Origin of the sequence: Mesorhizobium sp. LCM 4576 (assembly GCF_001854815.1) — a bacterium.
GTDB lineage: Bacteria > Pseudomonadota > Alphaproteobacteria > Rhizobiales > Rhizobiaceae > Mesorhizobium > Mesorhizobium plurifarium.
In genome coordinates this window covers 43,739-61,672 of the sequence record NZ_MDDT01000029.1, presented here as the reverse complement: position 1 = coordinate 61,672, position 17,934 = coordinate 43,739, and the positions used below count along the sequence as shown (strand labels likewise).

Sequence of the window (17,934 nt, the reverse complement as noted above, 5' to 3'; positions counted from 1 at the left end):
TTGACGTCCATCACCTCGTCCCAGTCGGCTTCGCTGAGGTCGACCGCATCGGCGCGCCGGATGATGCCGGCATTGTTGACGAGGCCGTCGAGCGGCCCGCTCTCGCCCCAGACCCGGTCGAGCATCGCCGCCGCCTCCGCCGGATCGCCGAGATCGGATTTGACCGCTTCGAAGCTGCCGCCCACGGCCGCGACTTTCCCGGCGGTGTCGTCCATCGCCGACCGGCCGACGCCGACGACCAGGCCRCCGGCGCGCGCGATCGACACGGCGATGCCTTGCCCGATGCCCGTGTTGGCGCCGGTGACCAGGATGCGCTTGCCCGTGAGGCTGAAGGCGGAAAGATCGCTCACCGCAATTGATCCATCGTCACCTGGTCGACGTCGGTATAGTCGACATTGTCGCCGGCCATCGCCCAGACGAAGGCGTAGCTGGAAGTGCCGGCACCCGAATGGATCGACCAGCCCGGCGACAGCACCGCCTCCTCGCTGCGCATGACGATGTGGCGCGTCTCGTCGGGCTCGCCCATGAAGTGGAAGACGCGCTGGCCCTCGGCCAGGTCGAAATAGAGATAGGCTTCCATGCGCCGGTCATGCACATGGCAGGGCATGGTGTTCCAGACCGATCCCGGCGCGAGCTGCGTCATGCCGACGACGAGCTGGCAGGTTTTTGCGCTATCGGCGTGGATGAACTGGAATATCGAGCGCTCGTTGCTGGTGGCCTGGCTGCCGAGGTCAAGCCGCCTGGCGTCGCCGATGCGGATCAGGCGGCTGGGATGGGTCTGATGCGCCGGCGCGCTGAGCAGGTAGAACTTTGCCGCATTGTCTGGATCGGCCGAGGCGAACGACGCCTGCCCGGTGCCCATACCGAGATAGACCATGTCGAGCGCCGCCATCTCGTAAGGAACCCCGTCGGCAGTGATGGTGCCTGCGCCGCCGATGTTGACAGCGATCAGCTCGCGGCGCTCGAGGAAGGCCTTGGTGCCGGTCGGCTTGATCGCCTCGAGCGGCAGGATCTTGTCGACCGGCATGGCGCCGCCGACGACCATGCGGTCGTAATGGGTATAGGTCAGGCTAACGAGGTCGGGCTTGAACAGGCCGCCTATGTGGAAATGATGGCGCAACTCATCGGTCCCCATGGCTGCCGCGGCCGCCGGATCGATGGCGAAGCGCGACGAAAACTCGGTGTGTCTCTGGTCCATGTCTGCCCTTGCCTGATAATCACTCGGTCGACGCGGCTTTCAGCGAATTGGCGTAATAGGCCTGCCTTGCCTGCAGCCGCTCGCGGTAGCGCTGCTGGCTGGCGGAGAGATGCGTCCGCATCGCCTCGCGCGCGGCATTGGCATCGCCGRCCGAGATCGCGTTCAAAATGACGAGATGTTCGCGTTGCAGRCCGCGCTGGTACTCGTCCGACTGGACGAGCTCGGTCGACCAGGGTGAGGTGACGTCGCAGGGAATGGCGCGGCGCCCGAGCACGTCGAGCATCTCGACATAGAACGGGTTGTTGGTGGCGCTGGCGATCGCGCGGTGGAAGGCAAGGTCGGCCGGGCCGGTCGGCTGGCTGTCGAGCAAAAGACGCTCGAACTCGAAGAAGGCCTCCTGGATCGCAGCCTCCTGCGCGGCGTTGCGGCGGATGGCGGCCAGCCCGGCCGATTCGATCTCGATCGCCAGGCGCACTTCGAGCACATTGAGCGCGATGGAATCCTTACTGCCCATGTCGGCGGCCAAGACGCCGAACGTCGTCGATATATGCTCGGTGACGAAGACGCCGGCGCCTTGCCGCGGCTCGACGAGGCCGTCGGCGGCAAGCTTGGCCAGCGCCTCCCGGATAACGGTGCGGCTGACCCCGAAAGTCTCGGTCAGCTGGCCCTCTGTCGGCAGCTTTTGTCCGGGCGGGATCTCGCCTGCCAGGAGCTGCTTGCGGATCGCTGTGACGACGTTTTCCGACAGCTTCGGTTTTCTCTCGACCCTGAGGTCGGTTGAGGTGGCCGACACGTGGCTAACTCCTAGTGGAAGAGGCTTGGTAGCCACAATGAGATTTCCGGTACGTAAGTGACAAGCATCAACACGGCAAAGGCGGCTCCGTAGAATGGCCAGATCGAGCGCATCGCTGTCCAGATCGGGATGYGGCCAATCGCGCAGCTGACGAAAAGCACCGCTCCCACTGGCGGTGTGCACAGGCCGATACCGAGATTCAGGATCAGGATAACTCCGAAATGCACGGGGTCGACGCCGTAGGCCATGACCACGGGCAGAAAGATCGGTGTTGTGATGATGATCAGCGGCGACATGTCCATGAAGGTGCCGAGAATGAGCAGCACCACGTTTATCAAGAGCAGGATGACCAGCTTGTCGCCGGAGATCGCCTGCAGGAAGGCGACCAATGCTGCCGRCACCCTGAGGTAGGCCAGCAGCCATCCGAAGGCAGCGGCACAACCGATGATCATGAGCACCATCGCGGTCGTGCGCACTGCTGCCGTTGTGGCGGTGACAAAGTCGTTCCAGCCCATCGAACGATAGACCAGCAGTGTCACCAGAAAGGCATAGACGATAGCAACGCAGGAACTTTCGGTCGCCGTGAATATGCCCGAGCGCACGCCGCCAAAAATGATGCCGATCAGGATGAGACCAGGAATTGCGGCGACAAGCAATTGCAGCGCGCGGCCGAAGCCGGCGAAGGGCTCCGTCGGATAGCCGCGGCGGCTGGCGACCCAGTAAGCCGTGATCATCAGCGACAGCGCCAGCAGCAGGCCCGGTATGATGCCTGCGGTGAACAGATCGGCGATCGAGATGCGCCCGCCGGCCGAAATCGAGTAGATGATCATGTTGTGTGAGGGAGGGATCAGCAACGCAATGATGGCGCCGACAGAGGTGATGTTGACGGCGTAGTCGACGCTGTAGCCGCGCGCTTTCATCTGCGGGATCATCAGCCCGCCGACTGCCGAAGCATCGGCCACCGCCGAGCCGGAAATGCCGCCGAACATCGTCGACGCGGCTATGTTGACCTGACCCAGCCCGCCACGGAGGTGACCGACCAACGCGCCTGCTAGCGCGACCAGTTTGGCGGCGATGCCGCCGCGCACCATCAGGTCGCCGGCGAAGATGAAGAACGGGATGGCCATCAGCGAGAACACGCTGACGCCGGAGTTGAGGCGCTGGAATACCACCAATGGCGGCAGGCCCAGCACCAGCACTGTCGCGAAGCTGGCGACGCCAAGACAAAACGCGATTGGGGTGCCGATGATAAGCAGGAAAACGAAGGTGCCGAACAGGACAGTCAGCGCCATCAAAGGTCCTCCTCGCCCGTGGCATATTGATCGGCGTCCACGGRCATGCCGGCAAATCGCCCGGCCAGCCGCTCCATGGAAAACAGGCAAACAAGCGTGCCACCCATGATCACCGGCAGGAAGCTGACACCGCCAGGGAGCGCGAGGGACGGCATCACCGTGTTCCAGGTCAGCCTTGTGAGCTGGACGCCGTAGACAACCATGCCTGAGCCGAAGGCGAGTACGACGACATCGGAAATGCTGCGCAGAACGGCCTTGGCGGCATGGGGCAAGTAATACAGCAGCACGTCGAAKCCCAGATGGGTGCGCTCACGAACCCCGACGGCCGCACCCAGGAAGATGAACCAGCCCATCAGGAGCACAGCGGACGATTCGGTCCAGCTCGGTGAATTGTTCAAGACATAGCGCGAGAACACCTGCCAGAATATGATCACCGTCATCAATGTCAGCCCGGCACCGCTGACCCACAGCGCCAGCCTCGCCATCTGCGAWAGCAGCCGCTCTATTGCCAGCCAGAATGGTTTCATGTGCGTCTCCCAGCCTGGTGGCGCAATCGTCCGCGCCACCATGTCTGCGAACAGTCTATTGGGTTGCCTGGATGCGCGCGGCGAGGTCCTTCAGTTCCGGCGTCGACAGATATTTGTCGTAGACCRGCTTCATTGCGTCGATCAGGGGCTGCTTGTCGATCTCGCTCACCTTGACGCCTGCCTTCTCGACGATGTCGCGCGACTTTTTCTCCTGCGCGTCCCATAGCTCGCGCATCTTGACGACGCTGTCCTTGGCCGCTTGGCGCACGATCGCCTGGTCTTCCGGCGTGAGCTTGTCCCAGCTCGCCTTCGACATGACGAGCACTTCCGGAACGATCTGGTGCTGGTCGAGCGTGTAATGCTTCGCGACCTCATAGTGTTTGGCGGACTCGAAGCTCGGCCAGTTGTTTTCGGCGCCGTCGATAACGCCTGTCTGCAGGGCCGAGTAGACTTCGCCATAGGCCATCGGGGTGGCGTTGGCGCCGAGCGCATTGACCATGTCGACGAAGACGTCGGACTGGATGACGCGGAACTTCATGCCCTTCATGTCCGCCATCGAGGTGATGTCCTTCTTGGTGTTGTAGAAGGAGCGCGCGCCCGAATCGTAGAACGCCAGTCCGACGAGGTTATGCGCCTCGAACGCCTTCAGGATCTGGTCGCCGATCGGCCCGTCCATGACGTGGCGCATATGCTCGACCGAGCGGAACATGTAGGGTAGCGACGGCACGGCGGTTTCCGGCACGATGCCGTTGAACGGGCCCATCGAGACGCGATCGAGGTCGATGACCCCGCTTTGGGTCTGCTCGATCGTGTCCTTCTCCTCGCCAAGCTGCGCGGAGTGATAGACCTCGATCGAATAGCGTCCGTTGGTGCGCTGCTTGATCAAGTCACCCATATATTTTACCGCTTCGACCGTCGGGTAGCCGTCGGGATGGGTGTCCGAAGAGCGCAGGACTGTTTCGGCCTGCGCGCCCCCGACCATCAGCGAACCGACGGCGAATGTGGCCGCCAACAATTTCGAAAAATGCAACATGACTTCCTCCCTTGACATTGCAGCGCTCTGCTCACAGGCGATATGCTTTCTTGGCAAGCATATAGGCGAGCTCCCCGGCCAGCTCATGCGCCTCGTCCTCGCGCAGTCGACGCTCGGCGACGAGGCGGGCCAGGAAGGCGCAATCGACGCGGCGCGCGACGTCATGGCGCGCCGGGATCGAGGGGAAGGTGCGCGTGTCGTCGTTGAAGCCGACGGTGTTGTAGAAGCCGGCCGTCTCGGTGGTCATCTCGCGGAAGCGGCGCATGCCTTCCGGACTGTCATGGAACCACCAGGCCGGGCCGAGCTTCAGCGCCGGATAGACGCCGGCGAGCGGCGCCAGCTCGCGCGCATAGCTCGACTCGTCCAGCGTGAACAGGATGATCGTGAGGTCGCGTTCCAGCCCGACGCAGTCGAGCAGCGGCTTCAGCGCCGTCACATAATCGGTCCGGGTCGGGATATCGAAGCCCTTGTCGCGGCCGAATTTCTGGAAAACGGAAGGCGAATGATTGCGCCATGATCCAGGATGGATCTGCATCACCAGGCCGTCGTCACGGCTCATCTTGGCCATTTCGGTCAGCATCTGGGCGCGGAACAGTTTCCGTTCGCGGCCGTCTTCCGAGCCATGGCGGATGCGGTTGAACAGCTCCTGCGCTGCCGCATCGGAGAGATTGGCGGTCTCGGCCGTCGGATGGCCGTGATCGGACGAGGTGGCGCCGAATTCCTTGAAATAGGCGCGCCGCTTCCGGTGCGCCTCGAGATAACCGGCCCAGTTGCCGGTGTCGCATCCGGTGATGTCGCCGAGCCGATCGAGATTGGAAGCAAACCCCTGGAAATCGGGATCGACGACGGCGTCCGGCCGGTAGGCGGTGACGACGCGGCCGCCCCAGCCGCTTTCGCGGATCGTCCGGTGCCATTTGAGGTCATCGAGCGCGCCTTCGGTGGTGGCGATCACCTCGATGTTGAAGCGCTCGAACAGCGCACGCGGACGATAGTCGTCGCGCTGCAGCAGCATGGCGATCCTATCGTAGGTGCGGTCGGCGCTGGCCGCAGTGAGCGGCTCCTCGATGCCGAACAGATGCTCGAGCACATGGTCGAGCCAGAGCCGCGTCGGCGTGCCGCGGAAGAGATGATAGTGCTCGGCGAAGCGCCGCCAGATCGCCCGGCCGTCGTTCTCGACCGGCGAGCCGTCAAGGCTCGCCACGCCGAGCTCTTCCAGCCGCACGCCCTGGCTGAACAGCATCCGGAAAATGTAATGGTCCGGCACGATGAGCAGCTGTGCGGGGTCCGGAAACGGCTCGTTGAGCGCATACCAGCGCGGGTCGGTATGACCGTGCGGGCTGACGATGGGCAGGTCCCGAACCGAGGCGTAAAGCGCGCGTGCCAATGCGCGCGAATTCGCCTCCGGCGGAAACAGCAGGTCGGGATCGGTCAGTCCAGCCACATCGATCCTCCCAATTCCGCCATCGGTAGGATCGGCAGGAAATAATGTCAACATACAAAAATCAGATTCTTGTATGATGACGTCCCGGCAGAGCGAAGCTGGGCATTCCGTTTCGTCGGGCTGTCGGCCAACGGCGCGTAAAAAGGATTCGCCGTCGCGACGGTTCTTGCGGTGCAGGCTTCACGCATTGGCGAACCGCGGGCTGAACCATGGCTCGCCTCCAGGCGCTTCAGTGCCGGCTTCCCGAGCTCAAGGTCGCAGAGTGCGACCGGTGAATTCTGGGGAGAGCCAAAGAGCTTCTCAGTCCTCGGGCGAAATCGTCGGTAACACGCATGAGAGATCGCGGGCTATCTTGCCGTCGCCCGGGGTATCAATTGCCTTCCATCGCAGGTCATCGTCACCGGCGGCTTCGCAGCGGGGCTTGGCCTGGCGCTTCACGTTCTACGCTTGGAGGGGCGCACTGCCTGGGTGGAGGAACCCAGCTTCCCATGGTCCAGGAAGGGGCTGGAGCTTGCGGGCCTTTCCCTCGCTCCGATCCCGGTCGATCGGGATGGAATTGATATCGACCAGGCGTTTCGCCATCATCCGCATGCAAAGCTGTCCTCGTTACACCTGGCCAGCATGCGCCCCTGGGGGCCACCCTCTCGCTTGAACGGCGGCTTCGCCTGCTCGAATGGAGCGCGGCCAACGGCGCCTGGGTCATCGAAGATGATTATCTGAGTGAGCTGCAATTGACGGGCAGGGCCGCGCCGGCGCTCGCGTCGCTCGACCGCGATGGACGCGTCATCCATATCGGTTCATTCAGCAAAACGATCAGCCCGACGATCAGGCTGGGCTTCGTGATCGCGCCGGCCGAACTCGTCAGCCGCTTCGCGCAGGTAGCGGCGTGCCTGACGCCCCCACCCGGGCCGGCGGTGCAACTCGCGACCGCCGAATTCATGCGGGAGGGTCATTACATCCGCCATCTCCGGCGCACCAAGCGCGCCTATGAGGCGAAGCGCGAAGCCCTGCTGGAGCACCTTCGTCCGCTGGCAAGGCCCAATCAGCTTGCCACCCCTGGACTCGCGGTGCTTCGTCAAACAGTCCAAGGGCCACGTCAAACTGTACTCCGAAGTCGGGGAGGGCACGACCGTCAAGATATACCTCCCGCGGCTCGTTTCCGAGGCGTCGATTGAGGATGCCCCGGAGGTCCTGCCCGTCCCCGAAGCTGCCACYGGCGAGACGATCCTGGTGGTGGAGGATGACTTCGATGTGCGCGCTTACACGGTGAATCTTTGAAGGAGCTCGGCTACCTCGTTCTGGAAGCCCGTGACGGATCCGCCGCACTGGCGTTCCTGGAGGACAATGTCCGCATCGACATGATCTTCACCGACGTTGTCCTGCCCAGCGGCATGACCGGCGCCGATATTGTCAAAAGGGCTGCCGAACTCCGGCCCGGCCTCAAGGCCCTGTTCACCACCGGCTATTCGCGCAACGCCGTCGTCCACTACGGCAGGCTCGACAAGGGCGTCCAGCTCCTTTCCAAGCCCTTTTCATTTGAAGAGCTCGCGGCGAAGATCCGCGACGTTCTCGACAAAGCCGGTTAAGCAAAACACTCGGTCTCCGTGGCGAGCGTGGCCTCGCGGTAGGTCACCCCGGCTTGTGAATTTCAAATCGGAACGGAGCCTGAAAAGGTGATTGCCCGCCCCGCCTCCGTTAGGGCCACGCCCGGTCCAGCCACCGTCACCTCATAAGCCAGGGCGAGGCCGTGCCGATCGCACATTAAGCTGCGCTGCGATCATCCGCTGCCACAAATGCCATAGGCGCTCGAGGTGTCCAGACCACCCGGTCGGCGTCGTAGGTGACCCCGCCAATCCCGTTCAGCGCCTCCGGTGCCACCCGGTTCAGCACGACTGTTCCGAATCCATCGTGGGCGATCGTCTTGACCTCCGGCCCGTCCTTTTCGGTCCACTCCAGATGGAAGGTTCGGACACCGTCAAGGTCAGTCACGTCCCAAGTCAGCGTTATCGAGCCCCTGTGGCCCGACAGCACCCCGTATTTGGCGGAATTGGTACTGAGTTCATGGAACGCGATCCCGAGATACTGGACCGCATTTGGGGTCAGCACGAGGAGAGGGCCATGCAGGGAGATGRCGTCCTCCCGCCCGAATGGCTTGACCTGATCTAGGATAAGGTCGGCCACGGTGGCCCCTTTCCAATCGGCCGATACCAGGAGATCGTGGGAGCGCGAGAGCGCCATGATACGTTCGCGGACCCGCTTCTCGAAAACGTCGGGGCTTTCCGAGCGCTTGTTGGTCTCCCGGATCATCGACAGGATGACGGCGTACTGGTTCTTCACGCGATGGTTCACCTCCCGCATCAGCGTGCGGATACGCTGCTCGCTCTCCTTCGCGGCCGTGATGTCGCGCGCGATCTTGGAGGCGCCGACAATACGGCCGGTTGCGTCACGCACGGGCGAGATGGTGAGTGACACCGGGATTTCGGTGCCGTCCTTGYGCCGGCGGACGGTTTCAAAGCTCTCGACGCGTTCGCCGCGGCGAATGCGATCGAGGATCATGGGCTCTTCGTCCACGTGTTCCGGCGGGAAGAGCATGGTGATGTGGTGCCCAACCGCCTCCTCTGAGGTATAGCCGAACAGCCGCTCGGCACCCTTGTTCCAGGTTCTGATGAACCCCTCGAGGTCCTTGCTAATGATCGCGTCGAACGAGGACTCAACAATCGCCGAGAGGTGCTGGGCAGCATCTTCGCCGCGCTTGCGGTCGGTTAGATCGAGCAACATGTTGACGGCGCCGGTCAGCTCTCCGCGCTCGTTACGCAACGGGGTAAGGAATGGCGTGAACGGAAAGAGCGAGCCGTCTGGACGCTGCGCGATGGCCTCGACGTCGCGGACCGGGCTATTTTCCTTGAGCGCGATAGCCATGGGACACTGGTCATGCGGCAACTCTTCGCCTTCGGGGGTGAAGAGCCGAAAGGTCACGCACCACTTGTCCTGCCCGATCTTCGGCTCGCGGCCCGCCAGTGCGCCCGCCGCCTGGTTGTAGTAGGTGATCGTTCCTCCGGCGTCGGTCGTGTAAACCGCCACAGGCAGGGCGTCCAGGATCTGGTGGAAGCGCTGCTCTTGCCTGCCGATCACTTGTTCGGCTGTTTTCAGGGGTGTCACGTCCACCGTAAAGCAGCGGGTGTGGACCAGGCGGCCGCTCTTGTAGGACCCGCTGGAGCTGACTTCCACATGTTTCAATGAGCCATCCCGAGCCTTCAGCCGCGCAGGATAACGGTGGACCTTCTCGCCCCGTGCGAGGCGATCCATGATGTCGCGGATGACGGTTCTGTCGTCGTAGAAACCGGCGATCTCCTGCCCAATATACTCGGCAGGTTCATAGCCCAACATGCGCAATTCTGCAGAGTTTGCGTGGACGATGCGRCCGTCCGCGTCGACGATGTGCAGGCCAACGGCAGCATTCTCGAAGAAGTCTTCGTAGTTGACGGACACGAGGTCGTCTACCAGCYCGGAGGGCCTCGTCTTTGCCATTGATGTCCCGTCAAACGCGATRAGCCGTGAAGAAACTTCGGACGAGGCGAATGGTTCCCGGCCACTATCAAGTTCCTGCGACGCAATGAGCCGGCTAGTAACCCACCGTATTCTGCTCAGGCGACTTACGTTCCTATGATACCCGCTTGCTCTCCCGGGCAATCACTTTGCAACCTCCTGGCGCACGCAACGTTGTGAGGAACCTCTAGCCATGACATGGGACAGAATGAGCAAAGATATCGAGAACTGGGCCGATGCCTACGATGTAGTGACCTTCGCCCGGAAATACGGGCTCACCGTCCAACAAGCCAAAGTCATCATAAGCTCCAACGGTCCTTCCCGTCACGGCTGCGACATGGGCGCAATTGCGTTCGTCAGAGCCATGCGATTGAGGGCAAGCCGACCGAGCCGCACCAGGAAAAAGCTGACCAGCCCTGCTCAGTGACAGCCGTGACAGAGCRGATAGGGGACCAGCTGGAAAAGACCTTCAGCCGGCTGGCGGGCAGTGTGGCCCGCGCGTGCGGACGCCCATGGGCCTTTGCGCTCTGTCTCTTGTCTCTGGCGGTGTGGGGGATTTCCGGCCCCGTCATGCACTACTCGGAGACGTGGCAGCTCATCATCAACACCGGCACCACCATCGTCACCTTCCTGATGGTGTTCCTCATCCAGAACACCCAGAACCGTGACGGCGTAGCGGTTCAGGCTAAGCTCGACGAGTTGATCCGCTCCGGCAAAGCCAAGAACGATTTTGTCGGTCTCGAGCATTTGACGGCAGCTGAAATCGAGGAGGTGCTCAGCAAGCGCTCGCGTGCTACGAGGCGGCGCCGGGCACAAGGGGCGAAGCGATCGCGAAAGCCGCTAGGCTAAGATTTGGGGTCGGCTTAGCCGGGCCAGTCAACTTCGGAGCCGAGCCTGTCCTGTGAGCTGTTCGCAAGACAGCAAAAACCAATATTCCCTTCCGGCGTTCACTTGGACGAGGCAAATCCAATCCAACTGCCAAACGACATCAATGTCGTTGGCGCTATTATCAACGAGCTTTTGATAAACGGTGAAGTATGGGTTACCCGGAAACGGGCGCGGAGCCATCCGGGTTTCCATCAGACGAAGCGGCGAAGGCATTAGCCTGGTGAGGGGTCGGGCTTCGAACTCAGTTCAGTGCGATCGTCTGCGTCGGGTCTGCGCTTTGTTGACGGGTTAGCGCGGCAGATCGGCGCGAGTTTCGAAGTGAGCCGGCGCCCGTCCAGACGCAGCTGCTTAGCCTGAAGGCATGCGGCACGATCCAAGTGAGCTGGAAACGGTAGAGGGTCACGTCCGCTTAGCCAGCACATCGCGCGCCAACACCAGATCATCCAAGCGTTCAAGGAAAAAGGCTTCCCTATGGGAGAGGCAGAAGAAATCCTCGCAACGCTGCTCGATCCTTAGCGCCAGCACGAAATGCATTTGACCTTCATCCGAAAAAAGTTGGGCCTGCCAACCTGACCCACTACCGAGAAAGGTCTGTGCTCACGGGCGACCTTAAGGAAACCGTATGCCGTCACCCTCCCTGTTGGTTGGGAAGCTTGTAGTTCCCGAGGGGATCTTTCTGGACGCCGGGAGATGGTCGGCTATCCGCTGGGGCGTTGCCTTGCCCAACGTTCTGTTCCGGCGTGCGCTTTAAGCCCGGCGTCTGCCTCGATTCCATCGAGCGCGCGAGCATGAAGAAAGCAAGCAAACACAAGAACAGCACTAAAATTAGCGCTGCYCCCCAGCCGACGATGCGCGCCGTACCTTTCTGCTCCTGCCTGCGGGACATATCTTCGGCCATCGATAATCTCCGGTTCTGGGCGGTGATCACGTCACCTCCAACTCCGAACTTGGTATATCGGGTGATGTTCCTTAGAGACGTCTGAAGGGGTCGTCGGCTGGTCCGTCGACAGCTTCGGTCACCATGCGCGCCTACAGCGAGATCGCAACTCTGCGTAAACGGCTTAGACCRCGTAGCTGGCGCCGCTCTCGTCTCCTGCGACAGTCCCTATCCAATACTGATTGTTAGGCCCCGCCCGCAGCAACCTGAACGTCCCCGTTTGTCCGTCCACTACGAGGTCAAGGAAGGCGTTGRCAGTCTCGACCATGCCGATCGTACGGGCGGCTTGCAGATCCAACGTGGCGGTGCCGGGAAACCGACAGCGAAGATTAGTTAGAGCTGACAGCGATCCTCGCGAGGACCGATCTTCGTCAACACTTATCGCCGCCCAGGAATTCGTCTGCGCCAGCTCTTGCGTGAGCTTGTCCGCTGGCGTTGGGCRAACCGCCAAGCGACGAATGTGGCAACACTCCTCGATGACTGACGCCATTCGRYCAAACCCTGYCAGAAGYATTGTCCGTGCAGGCTTTATTGGTGGGCACTCCGTTCGCCACCAACCGGGCCGATCGAGCGCGGGATGATCGAATGCACCTTCCTTTGCGATTTGACTCAGAGCGCTCCCAATGATGGTCTTTCTGGGGCTCGCGTCCCGCACGTCGAAGGCTCCGCTCTCGTAATAGCCCTTTTGATGTACCAGCATCGAGTTCCAGTCGGTGGCTCCGAACAGTGACCAGGCGGTTATGGCGCGAATGTCGRCTCCGTCGCGCCTCCCCGCCTCGGCTTCGTGCCATCCCTCGATCAGCCACCGCAACTGTTCCTCACGCGTGCATCCGTTGTGYAACTCGGTGACGGCGATTGGCCTGCGGTAGCGATCCCAAATTTCCTTTAGCCGGAACCGTAAACGTGCGTGGTCGCGCATCTGGGACCGCACTGCAGCGATGTCGACATAGGCGTCGACGCCATTCCCCCCGGTCTGCTCGCCCGGATACCGCCGCAGATCGTCGTCGAGCATGCGGTCGCTTGTCAGGTAGTAATCGATCCCGATGACGTTGGGCGGGCAAGGGTCCGCGGTCAGCTCAACGAGATGGCGGCGGTCCACGCCCGCGTCAAGCAGCCGCCGGTGGAATGGATGGTCGTCGTCAACCAGGCCGCTCAGCAGATCAAGCGCCAGCCATCGCCGCTCGTTTTCATAGTCGGYCTGGTAACGGAGCCGGGGCGTGGAGAACACCCGCCCAAAATCTTCGGTCTGGACAAGTTGCGCACCAGGTATGTGTTTGCGGATTGCCTTCATGGCCATGGCGRTTGCGCGGCACTGCGCGACGGTCAATCGGAAGCAGGTTGCCTCGCAGGTGCCATGCGGATGCCAAAGCCCATAGAGGCCGCTTATGCGCGCTGTCGTCAGTGGCTCGTTGATCGGCGTGAACATCTCCAGCCAGGGATAACGTCGCGCCACTTGCCCGGCATACCTGGCCAGCAATTCGGGGAAGTCCGGATCAAGCACATGGGTYGATTTCGGTCCGCTGCCATGATGGACCAGCCCCGCGATCGGCCTCACGCCAAGCCGTCGCAATTCGTTGAGACGCGAGTCCGGCCACCGCCAGTCGCGCGAACCATCGCCCTCGACCACTTCCCAGAGCACGGGGTATCGCACGGTCTTGATACCCATCTCGGCTATCAGGCTGAGATCGCCGRCACGGTCGAAATGGCCGGTCTCGCGGAGTTGATCGCGGGTCCRCTCGCGCAGGCGCACAATGCTACATTCAACGCCGCCCCAGATTTCGAGACTATCGCTCAACTTGCAGCTCCGGGTCCGGCATCATGACGGTTCGTTGTGTGYGCAACATTAAGCATCGCTTCGCAGACGGCATCTAGACGGGGATTGYGAGTGCCGGTTGCGGTGCGCGATCTGAGGCTGGGATAGTCTTCTGAATACGGGCAAAAGTGGCCAGGGYCTGCCCCACGACCTGGTCCATGTTGTAGTAGCGATATGTCGCCAAACGGCCAACGAACCACACRCCAGGGCAGTTGGCAGAGAGCGCTTCATATTGTTTGTAGAGCGCCTCGTTTTCCGGACGCGGCACGGGGTAATATGGGTCGCCGATATCTGTCGGGTATTCGTAGGTGAGGCTGGTCCGGACGTTCCTCTGGCCAGTCAAATGCTTGTACTCCGTGATGCGGGTATAGGCTTCCGTCTGCGGGTAGTTCACCACAGCTACCGGCTGAAATTGCTCGCAGTCGAGGGTGACATGCTCGAAGCGCAGTGAGCGGTAGGGCAAGCGGCCCAGCTTCCAGTCAAAGAATTCATCAATCGGCCCGGTGTAGATCAGCCGCCGGAAGGGAATTCGCTCTCGGACCTCGCGATAATCGGTCTGCAGCATGATCTTGACGTTKGGATGGTCCAACATCCGTTCGAACATGCGCGTGTAGCCGCTGGCCGGCATCTGCTGAAAGCTGTCGCCGAAATAGCGATCGTCGCGGTTCGTTCTTGTTGGAACGCGGGCCGTCACGGACTTGCTCAACTGGCTGGGATCGACCCCCCACTGCTTTCTGGTGTAGCCGCGGAAGAATTTCTCATAGAGTTCCCTTCCAACGGTGCTGACGACCACATCTTCGGCAGTGTGGATTTCCTCGACGGTTTCCCGCCGCGACGCGAAGAACTCTTCCAGCTCTGCCGAGCTCAGCTCCAGACCGTAAAGACGGTTGATGGTGTCGAGGTTGATCGGGATCGGCAGAAGCTTGCCGTCCACGAAAGCGAGCACACGGTGCTCGTACGGGTGCCAGGCGGTGAATTGCGAGAGGTAATCGACAATCGACTGGGCGTTCGTGTGGAATATATGCGGTCCATAACGATGGATGAGAATGCCGGCTTCGTTGTAGCAGTCATACGCGTTGCCGCCGATATGGCTCCGACGGTCGATGAGGAGAACGCTTTCGCCCCTTTGCGAGGCGATCCGTTCCGCGAGCACACTGCCGGCGAAGCCGGCTCCGACGATCAGCCAATCGAACATGTCATGCGCTCCTGCGGAAGGGCACGACCTTCTTGCTTGCACCGGCTTTCTTGATGTGGGCGGCCATGGCATCCCACGTCCGCTGCCAGGACATTTTGGCTAGGTAGGCATCGACCGCTGGCAGGTGCATTTCGCGCGGTTGCGCGAGTGCGGAGCGCAGTTTGGCCTCGATGTCCTCGGCGTCCGCGATGTCGACAAGGCCRGCGGCAGCGTAGCTTCGCACCACATCGACAATCGCAGTCGAGACCACGGGCAGGCCGGCGGCAAGGAATTCGGGAGTTTTCGTAGGGCTGATGAAGCGTGTTGCTTCGTTGAGGGCGAACGGCATCCACCCGACATCCCAATGCCGGAGGTAATCGGGCAGATCCTTGTAGGCTTTGCTGCCGAGYCAGTGCAGGTTATTGGCCCTGGGCAAGCTGCCCGGGTCGATCTTGACGACCGGACCAAGCATCACGAAGTGCACGTCAGGCATCCTCTTGGAAGCCTGCGCCACGAGGTCGATATCGAGGCGCTCGTCGATGACTCCAAAGAAGCCAACGCGAGGATGCGGGATGGCGAGCTGATCCGCCGGCTCGTCGCCGGGCGCCCTGGCCTTGTGAAAGTGGTTGACGTCAATGCTGCTGGGGAAAGGATAGATCGCCCGATGTTGGCAACGCTTCGCTTCGAACAGGCTTAAGCCGCCCGTGAAGACCACATCGGCGCGTTCGAAGAGCGCCCGTTCCAGGAGCGCAAGCTGGGCCGGCGCATTCTTGAACGCTGAAAGCTCGTCCATGCAGTCATAGACGCATACGTCGACGTTGAGATGCGCGCTGAAGCGCAGCGCCATCGGGGTATAATACCAGGCAGTCAGCTGAGCGTGCGGGGTCGACGCGACGATCCGGTCAAGATATCTGCGCTGGATAGCGTCGGCCCTGGCGGGGCTGGTTCCGGTTGGCAGCACAGGGGTCGCGACGCGAATGCCCGGGGCAGCGTCGCAAAACCGAATGGACGAGTGGGAGCATTCTTCGAAGACGGGTTCCTCGAAGTAGACGATCTGATGCTCTCTCGAAGCATGCGTGAGAAGGTGCTGGGGGCGTTGATAGACAAAATTCCATCGCAAATGTGAGAAGCATATCAATAAATCTTGTTCTTTTCTGGTTTTGATGGTGGCAGGTATTCTTATTGCCGCATCCATATAAGTTTTTCCTTGGTGACATGACCGTTTAGACTGCGAATAACATTTGTTAATCGCGAGATGCAGGAAGCTATTCCTGTCGCATGTCTAACTGTCCGCTGAGTAACTTGTTCCAGCCCTTGAGCGATATGCAGGCGGAGCGCCGGCCAGAGCGTCCGGCATCTCTGGCTGCAGCTTTCTGGGGACGGCCGYTCGGGTGCCGCATTTTTGTTGGATCAGCAGCTAAAATATCCGATGGYTTGAATTGATTCGCCGGGCCGAACCGCAGGGCCGCTTAACGACCGGCAATCGCTGGGGCAGAAAAATGAAGATCGACTTTGAGACGAATATGTTTCCGTTGTTTCACCCACAAGCGGTGGACGATCTCAAGGATCCATGCCCGGTCTATGACGGCCGGCAATGGCATGTATTCGGGTCGAGCGGMACGGTAACCAGCGAGACCTGGAAGATCCTTCACGCGACCGCGCCTGAATTGCATGGACCGTGGACGGAGCACGAGCCGATCGAGCTTCCGGTCACGGGCTCGGGCGTCGCGGCGCCGGGTGTCGTGCACGAAGACGGCGTCTTCCATATGTTCATCCAAACCGAGTTCATGAAATCCGGCGGTCGCTGTGAACACGCGGTGTCAAATGACGGGTTCAACTGGGTTGTRCTCAATCCGGCAATTCTGTCCGTGCCGGACACGGATGAAGACGGCATCTACGACCCGCACCCCGCTCTCATCGGCGGAAAGCGTTACCTCGTTTATTCCGGCATGCCGAAATTCACCCGCGTACCGCAGCCGGACATCTATCTGTCCCGGAGCCAGTCCGATTCATGGTTCGGGCCTTGGAAGCGCTTGGGCAAAATCCTCGACCACAATGACATTCCCCACCACAACACGCGGGACGATCCCGACTACGAATGGGGGATTGAAGGTGCCCAGTTGGTGGAACTTCCAGACGGCCGCGTGCTCCTCAACGCCACCTGCTTCCTTCCGCATGGACCGCGAGGCAGTCGGCAGCGGGTGTTTTTCGCCGTCGCTGACACCATTGCCGGACCTTACTCCTCGATCGGGCCGGTGCTCGATCCGGGCGGGCCTGGAGAAAACGGCCATTCGACCGTGATGATCGATGGCGACAGGCTCACCCTTTTTTACCAGAGTCGCGTTGCGGCGACGAACCATCGCTGGCGCTACGGGTTGGCGAGTTTCGACGTGTCCCTGCTTTCGAAAGCGGCTTGACCCGCTCGCCGCCAGATCGCGGGGCATCCMTGCAAGTTTAGTGCCGCGTAGAGTTGCGACCGGTCCGACGAATGAGATCGCCGTCGGGAACAATGTCTCTCGGACATGGTTCGGTCGCGTCCARCAGGGAGCGGCCAGCTATGTACTTGCTGCGAAGAACCAAGAGACTCCAGTGGGCGAGCCGGCTCATTTTCGGTTATTCTGTGCAGYCGTATCGTCCGGCAGGCCCGACCCACAAGCTGATGCGAGGATGTCRTGCGCGCTCATGTGAACGTTCTGAATTTCGGGAGTGAAAGCGCTGATAGCGACGTCCGCGATCCAAATCGCATTTCGACGAGTGATCCAGAGCAGCTCGCCTATTTCTCCGCGGTGAACGGGATCACAGAGCGACAGGCCCGGGAATTGATCCGAAAACATGGAGACAATCTCGCCGTGCTCGTCAAGGAAGCTCGAAGGCTGCGCGAGCTCGAGTGACTTCAGCTAGGTCAAGCAAGGACAATCGAGAGCGGACCTAGGAACTTTTTTAGCGAATACTGGTTCGATATCATGGCACCCCGCTCCTAGCTATCCCGGTGCCGAGTCGGAGCTCATCCCCCATTCTCCGGCACAGGCCCGCCCGACGCCCAAAGGGCGGGCCTGCTTGGACCAGAGACTCACGGCCGCACGTCAGTGCCGTTCGTCAAGCGCCATCGACGGAAGACCTTGCTAGGTGCGTTCAGTGAAGAGACGGTGCCAGCTACGAAAGATATGATGGGCGCGGTCATGCGCCAGAGCGAGGACCGCGCTTCGCGACAGGTCGCATTACACGGCTGGTACGCGGGCGTTGGGAATTGTTCAGCACAGAAGAGCCCCAGGCAAAGGCGGTCAAAAARGGC

Annotated in this window: 18 protein-coding genes and 1 pseudogene; 6 read left to right on the top strand and 13 right to left on the bottom strand. The window is 61.3% G+C overall.

Going from position 1 to position 17,934, the window contains the following annotated elements:
• From LCM4576_RS19055 to uxaC, 7 genes are all read right to left on the bottom strand, one after another.
• Positions 1-350, bottom strand: a 350-nt coding sequence (locus LCM4576_RS19055) for an SDR family NAD(P)-dependent oxidoreductase (RefSeq protein ID WP_116397962.1), incomplete at its 3' end; no start/stop codon positions are given.
• A complete protein-coding gene (gene kduI / locus LCM4576_RS19050; RefSeq protein WP_041002686.1) occupies positions 347-1,198 on the bottom strand; it encodes a 5-dehydro-4-deoxy-D-glucuronate isomerase in 852 nt (283 codons plus the stop codon). The genes kduI and LCM4576_RS19055, both read right to left, overlap by 4 nt.
• 19 nt (positions 1,199-1,217) lie before the next feature.
• Positions 1,218-1,991, bottom strand: a complete 774-nt coding sequence (locus LCM4576_RS19045) for a FadR/GntR family transcriptional regulator (RefSeq protein ID WP_071033831.1) — start codon at positions 1,989-1,991, stop codon at positions 1,218-1,220.
• Positions 1,992-2,002: 11 nt separating this feature from the next.
• Complete coding sequence (locus tag LCM4576_RS19040; protein ID WP_071033829.1) at positions 2,003-3,283, bottom strand: TRAP transporter large permease; 1,281 nt, start codon at positions 3,281-3,283, stop codon at positions 2,003-2,005.
• Positions 3,283-3,810 (bottom strand): TRAP transporter small permease, encoded by a 528-nt coding sequence (locus LCM4576_RS19035; protein ID WP_083361432.1) that lies wholly within the window; start codon positions 3,808-3,810, stop codon positions 3,283-3,285. Before LCM4576_RS19035 ends, LCM4576_RS19040 begins: the two co-directional genes overlap by 1 nt.
• A 55-nt stretch (positions 3,811-3,865) precedes the next feature.
• Complete coding sequence (locus tag LCM4576_RS19030; RefSeq protein WP_071033825.1) at positions 3,866-4,843, bottom strand: TRAP transporter substrate-binding protein; 978 nt, start codon at positions 4,841-4,843, stop codon at positions 3,866-3,868.
• 31 nt (positions 4,844-4,874) lie between these two features.
• Entirely contained in the window at positions 4,875-6,284 is a 1,410-nt protein-coding gene (gene uxaC, locus LCM4576_RS19025) for a glucuronate isomerase (RefSeq protein WP_071033823.1), read from the bottom strand.
• Positions 6,285-6,620: 336 nt separating this feature from the next.
• Here uxaC and LCM4576_RS34900 point away from each other — a divergent pair.
• Together LCM4576_RS34900 and LCM4576_RS37185 are read left to right on the top strand one after the other, a co-directional pair.
• Positions 6,621-7,375 (top strand): annotated as a pseudogene (locus tag LCM4576_RS34900) (PLP-dependent aminotransferase family protein); the annotation flags it as partial.
• Positions 7,376-7,558: 183 nt separating this feature from the next.
• Entirely contained in the window at positions 7,559-7,870 is a 312-nt protein-coding gene (locus LCM4576_RS37185; protein ID WP_071033818.1) for a response regulator, read from the top strand.
• 175 nt (positions 7,871-8,045) lie between these two features.
• On the opposite strand, the gene LCM4576_RS19005 is transcribed toward LCM4576_RS37185, so the two are convergent.
• Entirely contained in the window at positions 8,046-9,773 is a 1,728-nt protein-coding gene (locus tag LCM4576_RS19005) for a PAS domain S-box protein (RefSeq protein WP_244510843.1), read from the bottom strand.
• A gap of 265 nt (positions 9,774-10,038) precedes the next feature.
• Here LCM4576_RS19005 and LCM4576_RS19000 point away from each other — a divergent pair, with 265 nt between their 5' ends.
• Both LCM4576_RS19000 and LCM4576_RS18995 read left to right on the top strand, forming a co-directional pair.
• Positions 10,039-10,257 carry a hypothetical protein gene (locus tag LCM4576_RS19000; RefSeq protein ID WP_041005801.1) on the top strand — a complete coding sequence of 73 codons (219 nt, stop codon included), beginning with the start codon at positions 10,039-10,041 and terminating at the stop codon, positions 10,255-10,257.
• Positions 10,254-10,679, top strand: coding sequence for a low affinity iron permease family protein (locus tag LCM4576_RS18995; RefSeq protein ID WP_244510842.1), 426 nt, complete (start codon positions 10,254-10,256; stop codon positions 10,677-10,679). Before LCM4576_RS19000 ends, LCM4576_RS18995 begins: the two co-directional genes overlap by 4 nt.
• Positions 10,680-11,117: 438 nt before the next feature.
• Here the strand turns inward: LCM4576_RS18995 and LCM4576_RS37540 are convergent, their stop codons facing one another.
• The 5 genes from LCM4576_RS37540 to LCM4576_RS18975 all read right to left on the bottom strand — a co-directional run bounded on the left by LCM4576_RS37540 (position 11,118) and on the right by LCM4576_RS18975 (position 15,837).
• Complete coding sequence (locus LCM4576_RS37540; protein WP_274534972.1) at positions 11,118-11,252, bottom strand: hypothetical protein; 135 nt, start codon at positions 11,250-11,252, stop codon at positions 11,118-11,120.
• Between the two features lie 94 nt (positions 11,253-11,346).
• Positions 11,347-11,616: a hypothetical protein gene (locus LCM4576_RS18990; protein ID WP_041005973.1), complete on the bottom strand. Its 270-nt coding sequence runs from the start codon at positions 11,614-11,616 to the stop codon at positions 11,347-11,349.
• A gap of 163 nt (positions 11,617-11,779) precedes the next feature.
• On the bottom strand, positions 11,780-13,450 hold the full coding sequence (locus LCM4576_RS18985) for a family 1 glycosylhydrolase (protein ID WP_083361431.1): 1,671 nt from the start codon (positions 13,448-13,450) through the stop codon (positions 11,780-11,782).
• Between the two features lie 73 nt (positions 13,451-13,523).
• On the bottom strand, positions 13,524-14,663 hold the full coding sequence (gene glf, locus LCM4576_RS18980) for a UDP-galactopyranose mutase (RefSeq protein WP_071033812.1): 1,140 nt from the start codon (positions 14,661-14,663) through the stop codon (positions 13,524-13,526).
• A gap of 1 nt (position 14,664) precedes the next feature.
• Positions 14,665-15,837 (bottom strand): glycosyltransferase, encoded by a 1,173-nt coding sequence (locus LCM4576_RS18975; RefSeq protein WP_071033810.1) that lies wholly within the window; start codon positions 15,835-15,837, stop codon positions 14,665-14,667.
• A gap of 304 nt (positions 15,838-16,141) precedes the next feature.
• Here LCM4576_RS18975 and LCM4576_RS18970 point away from each other — a divergent pair, with 304 nt between their 5' ends.
• A complete protein-coding gene (locus LCM4576_RS18970; RefSeq protein WP_041005796.1) occupies positions 16,142-17,059 on the top strand; it encodes a hypothetical protein in 918 nt (305 codons plus the stop codon).
• Positions 17,060-17,326: 267 nt separating this feature from the next.
• Complete coding sequence (locus LCM4576_RS34890) at positions 17,327-17,533, top strand: DUF3606 domain-containing protein (protein ID WP_157901219.1); 207 nt, start codon at positions 17,327-17,329, stop codon at positions 17,531-17,533.
• Positions 17,534-17,934: the final 401 nt, after the last annotated feature.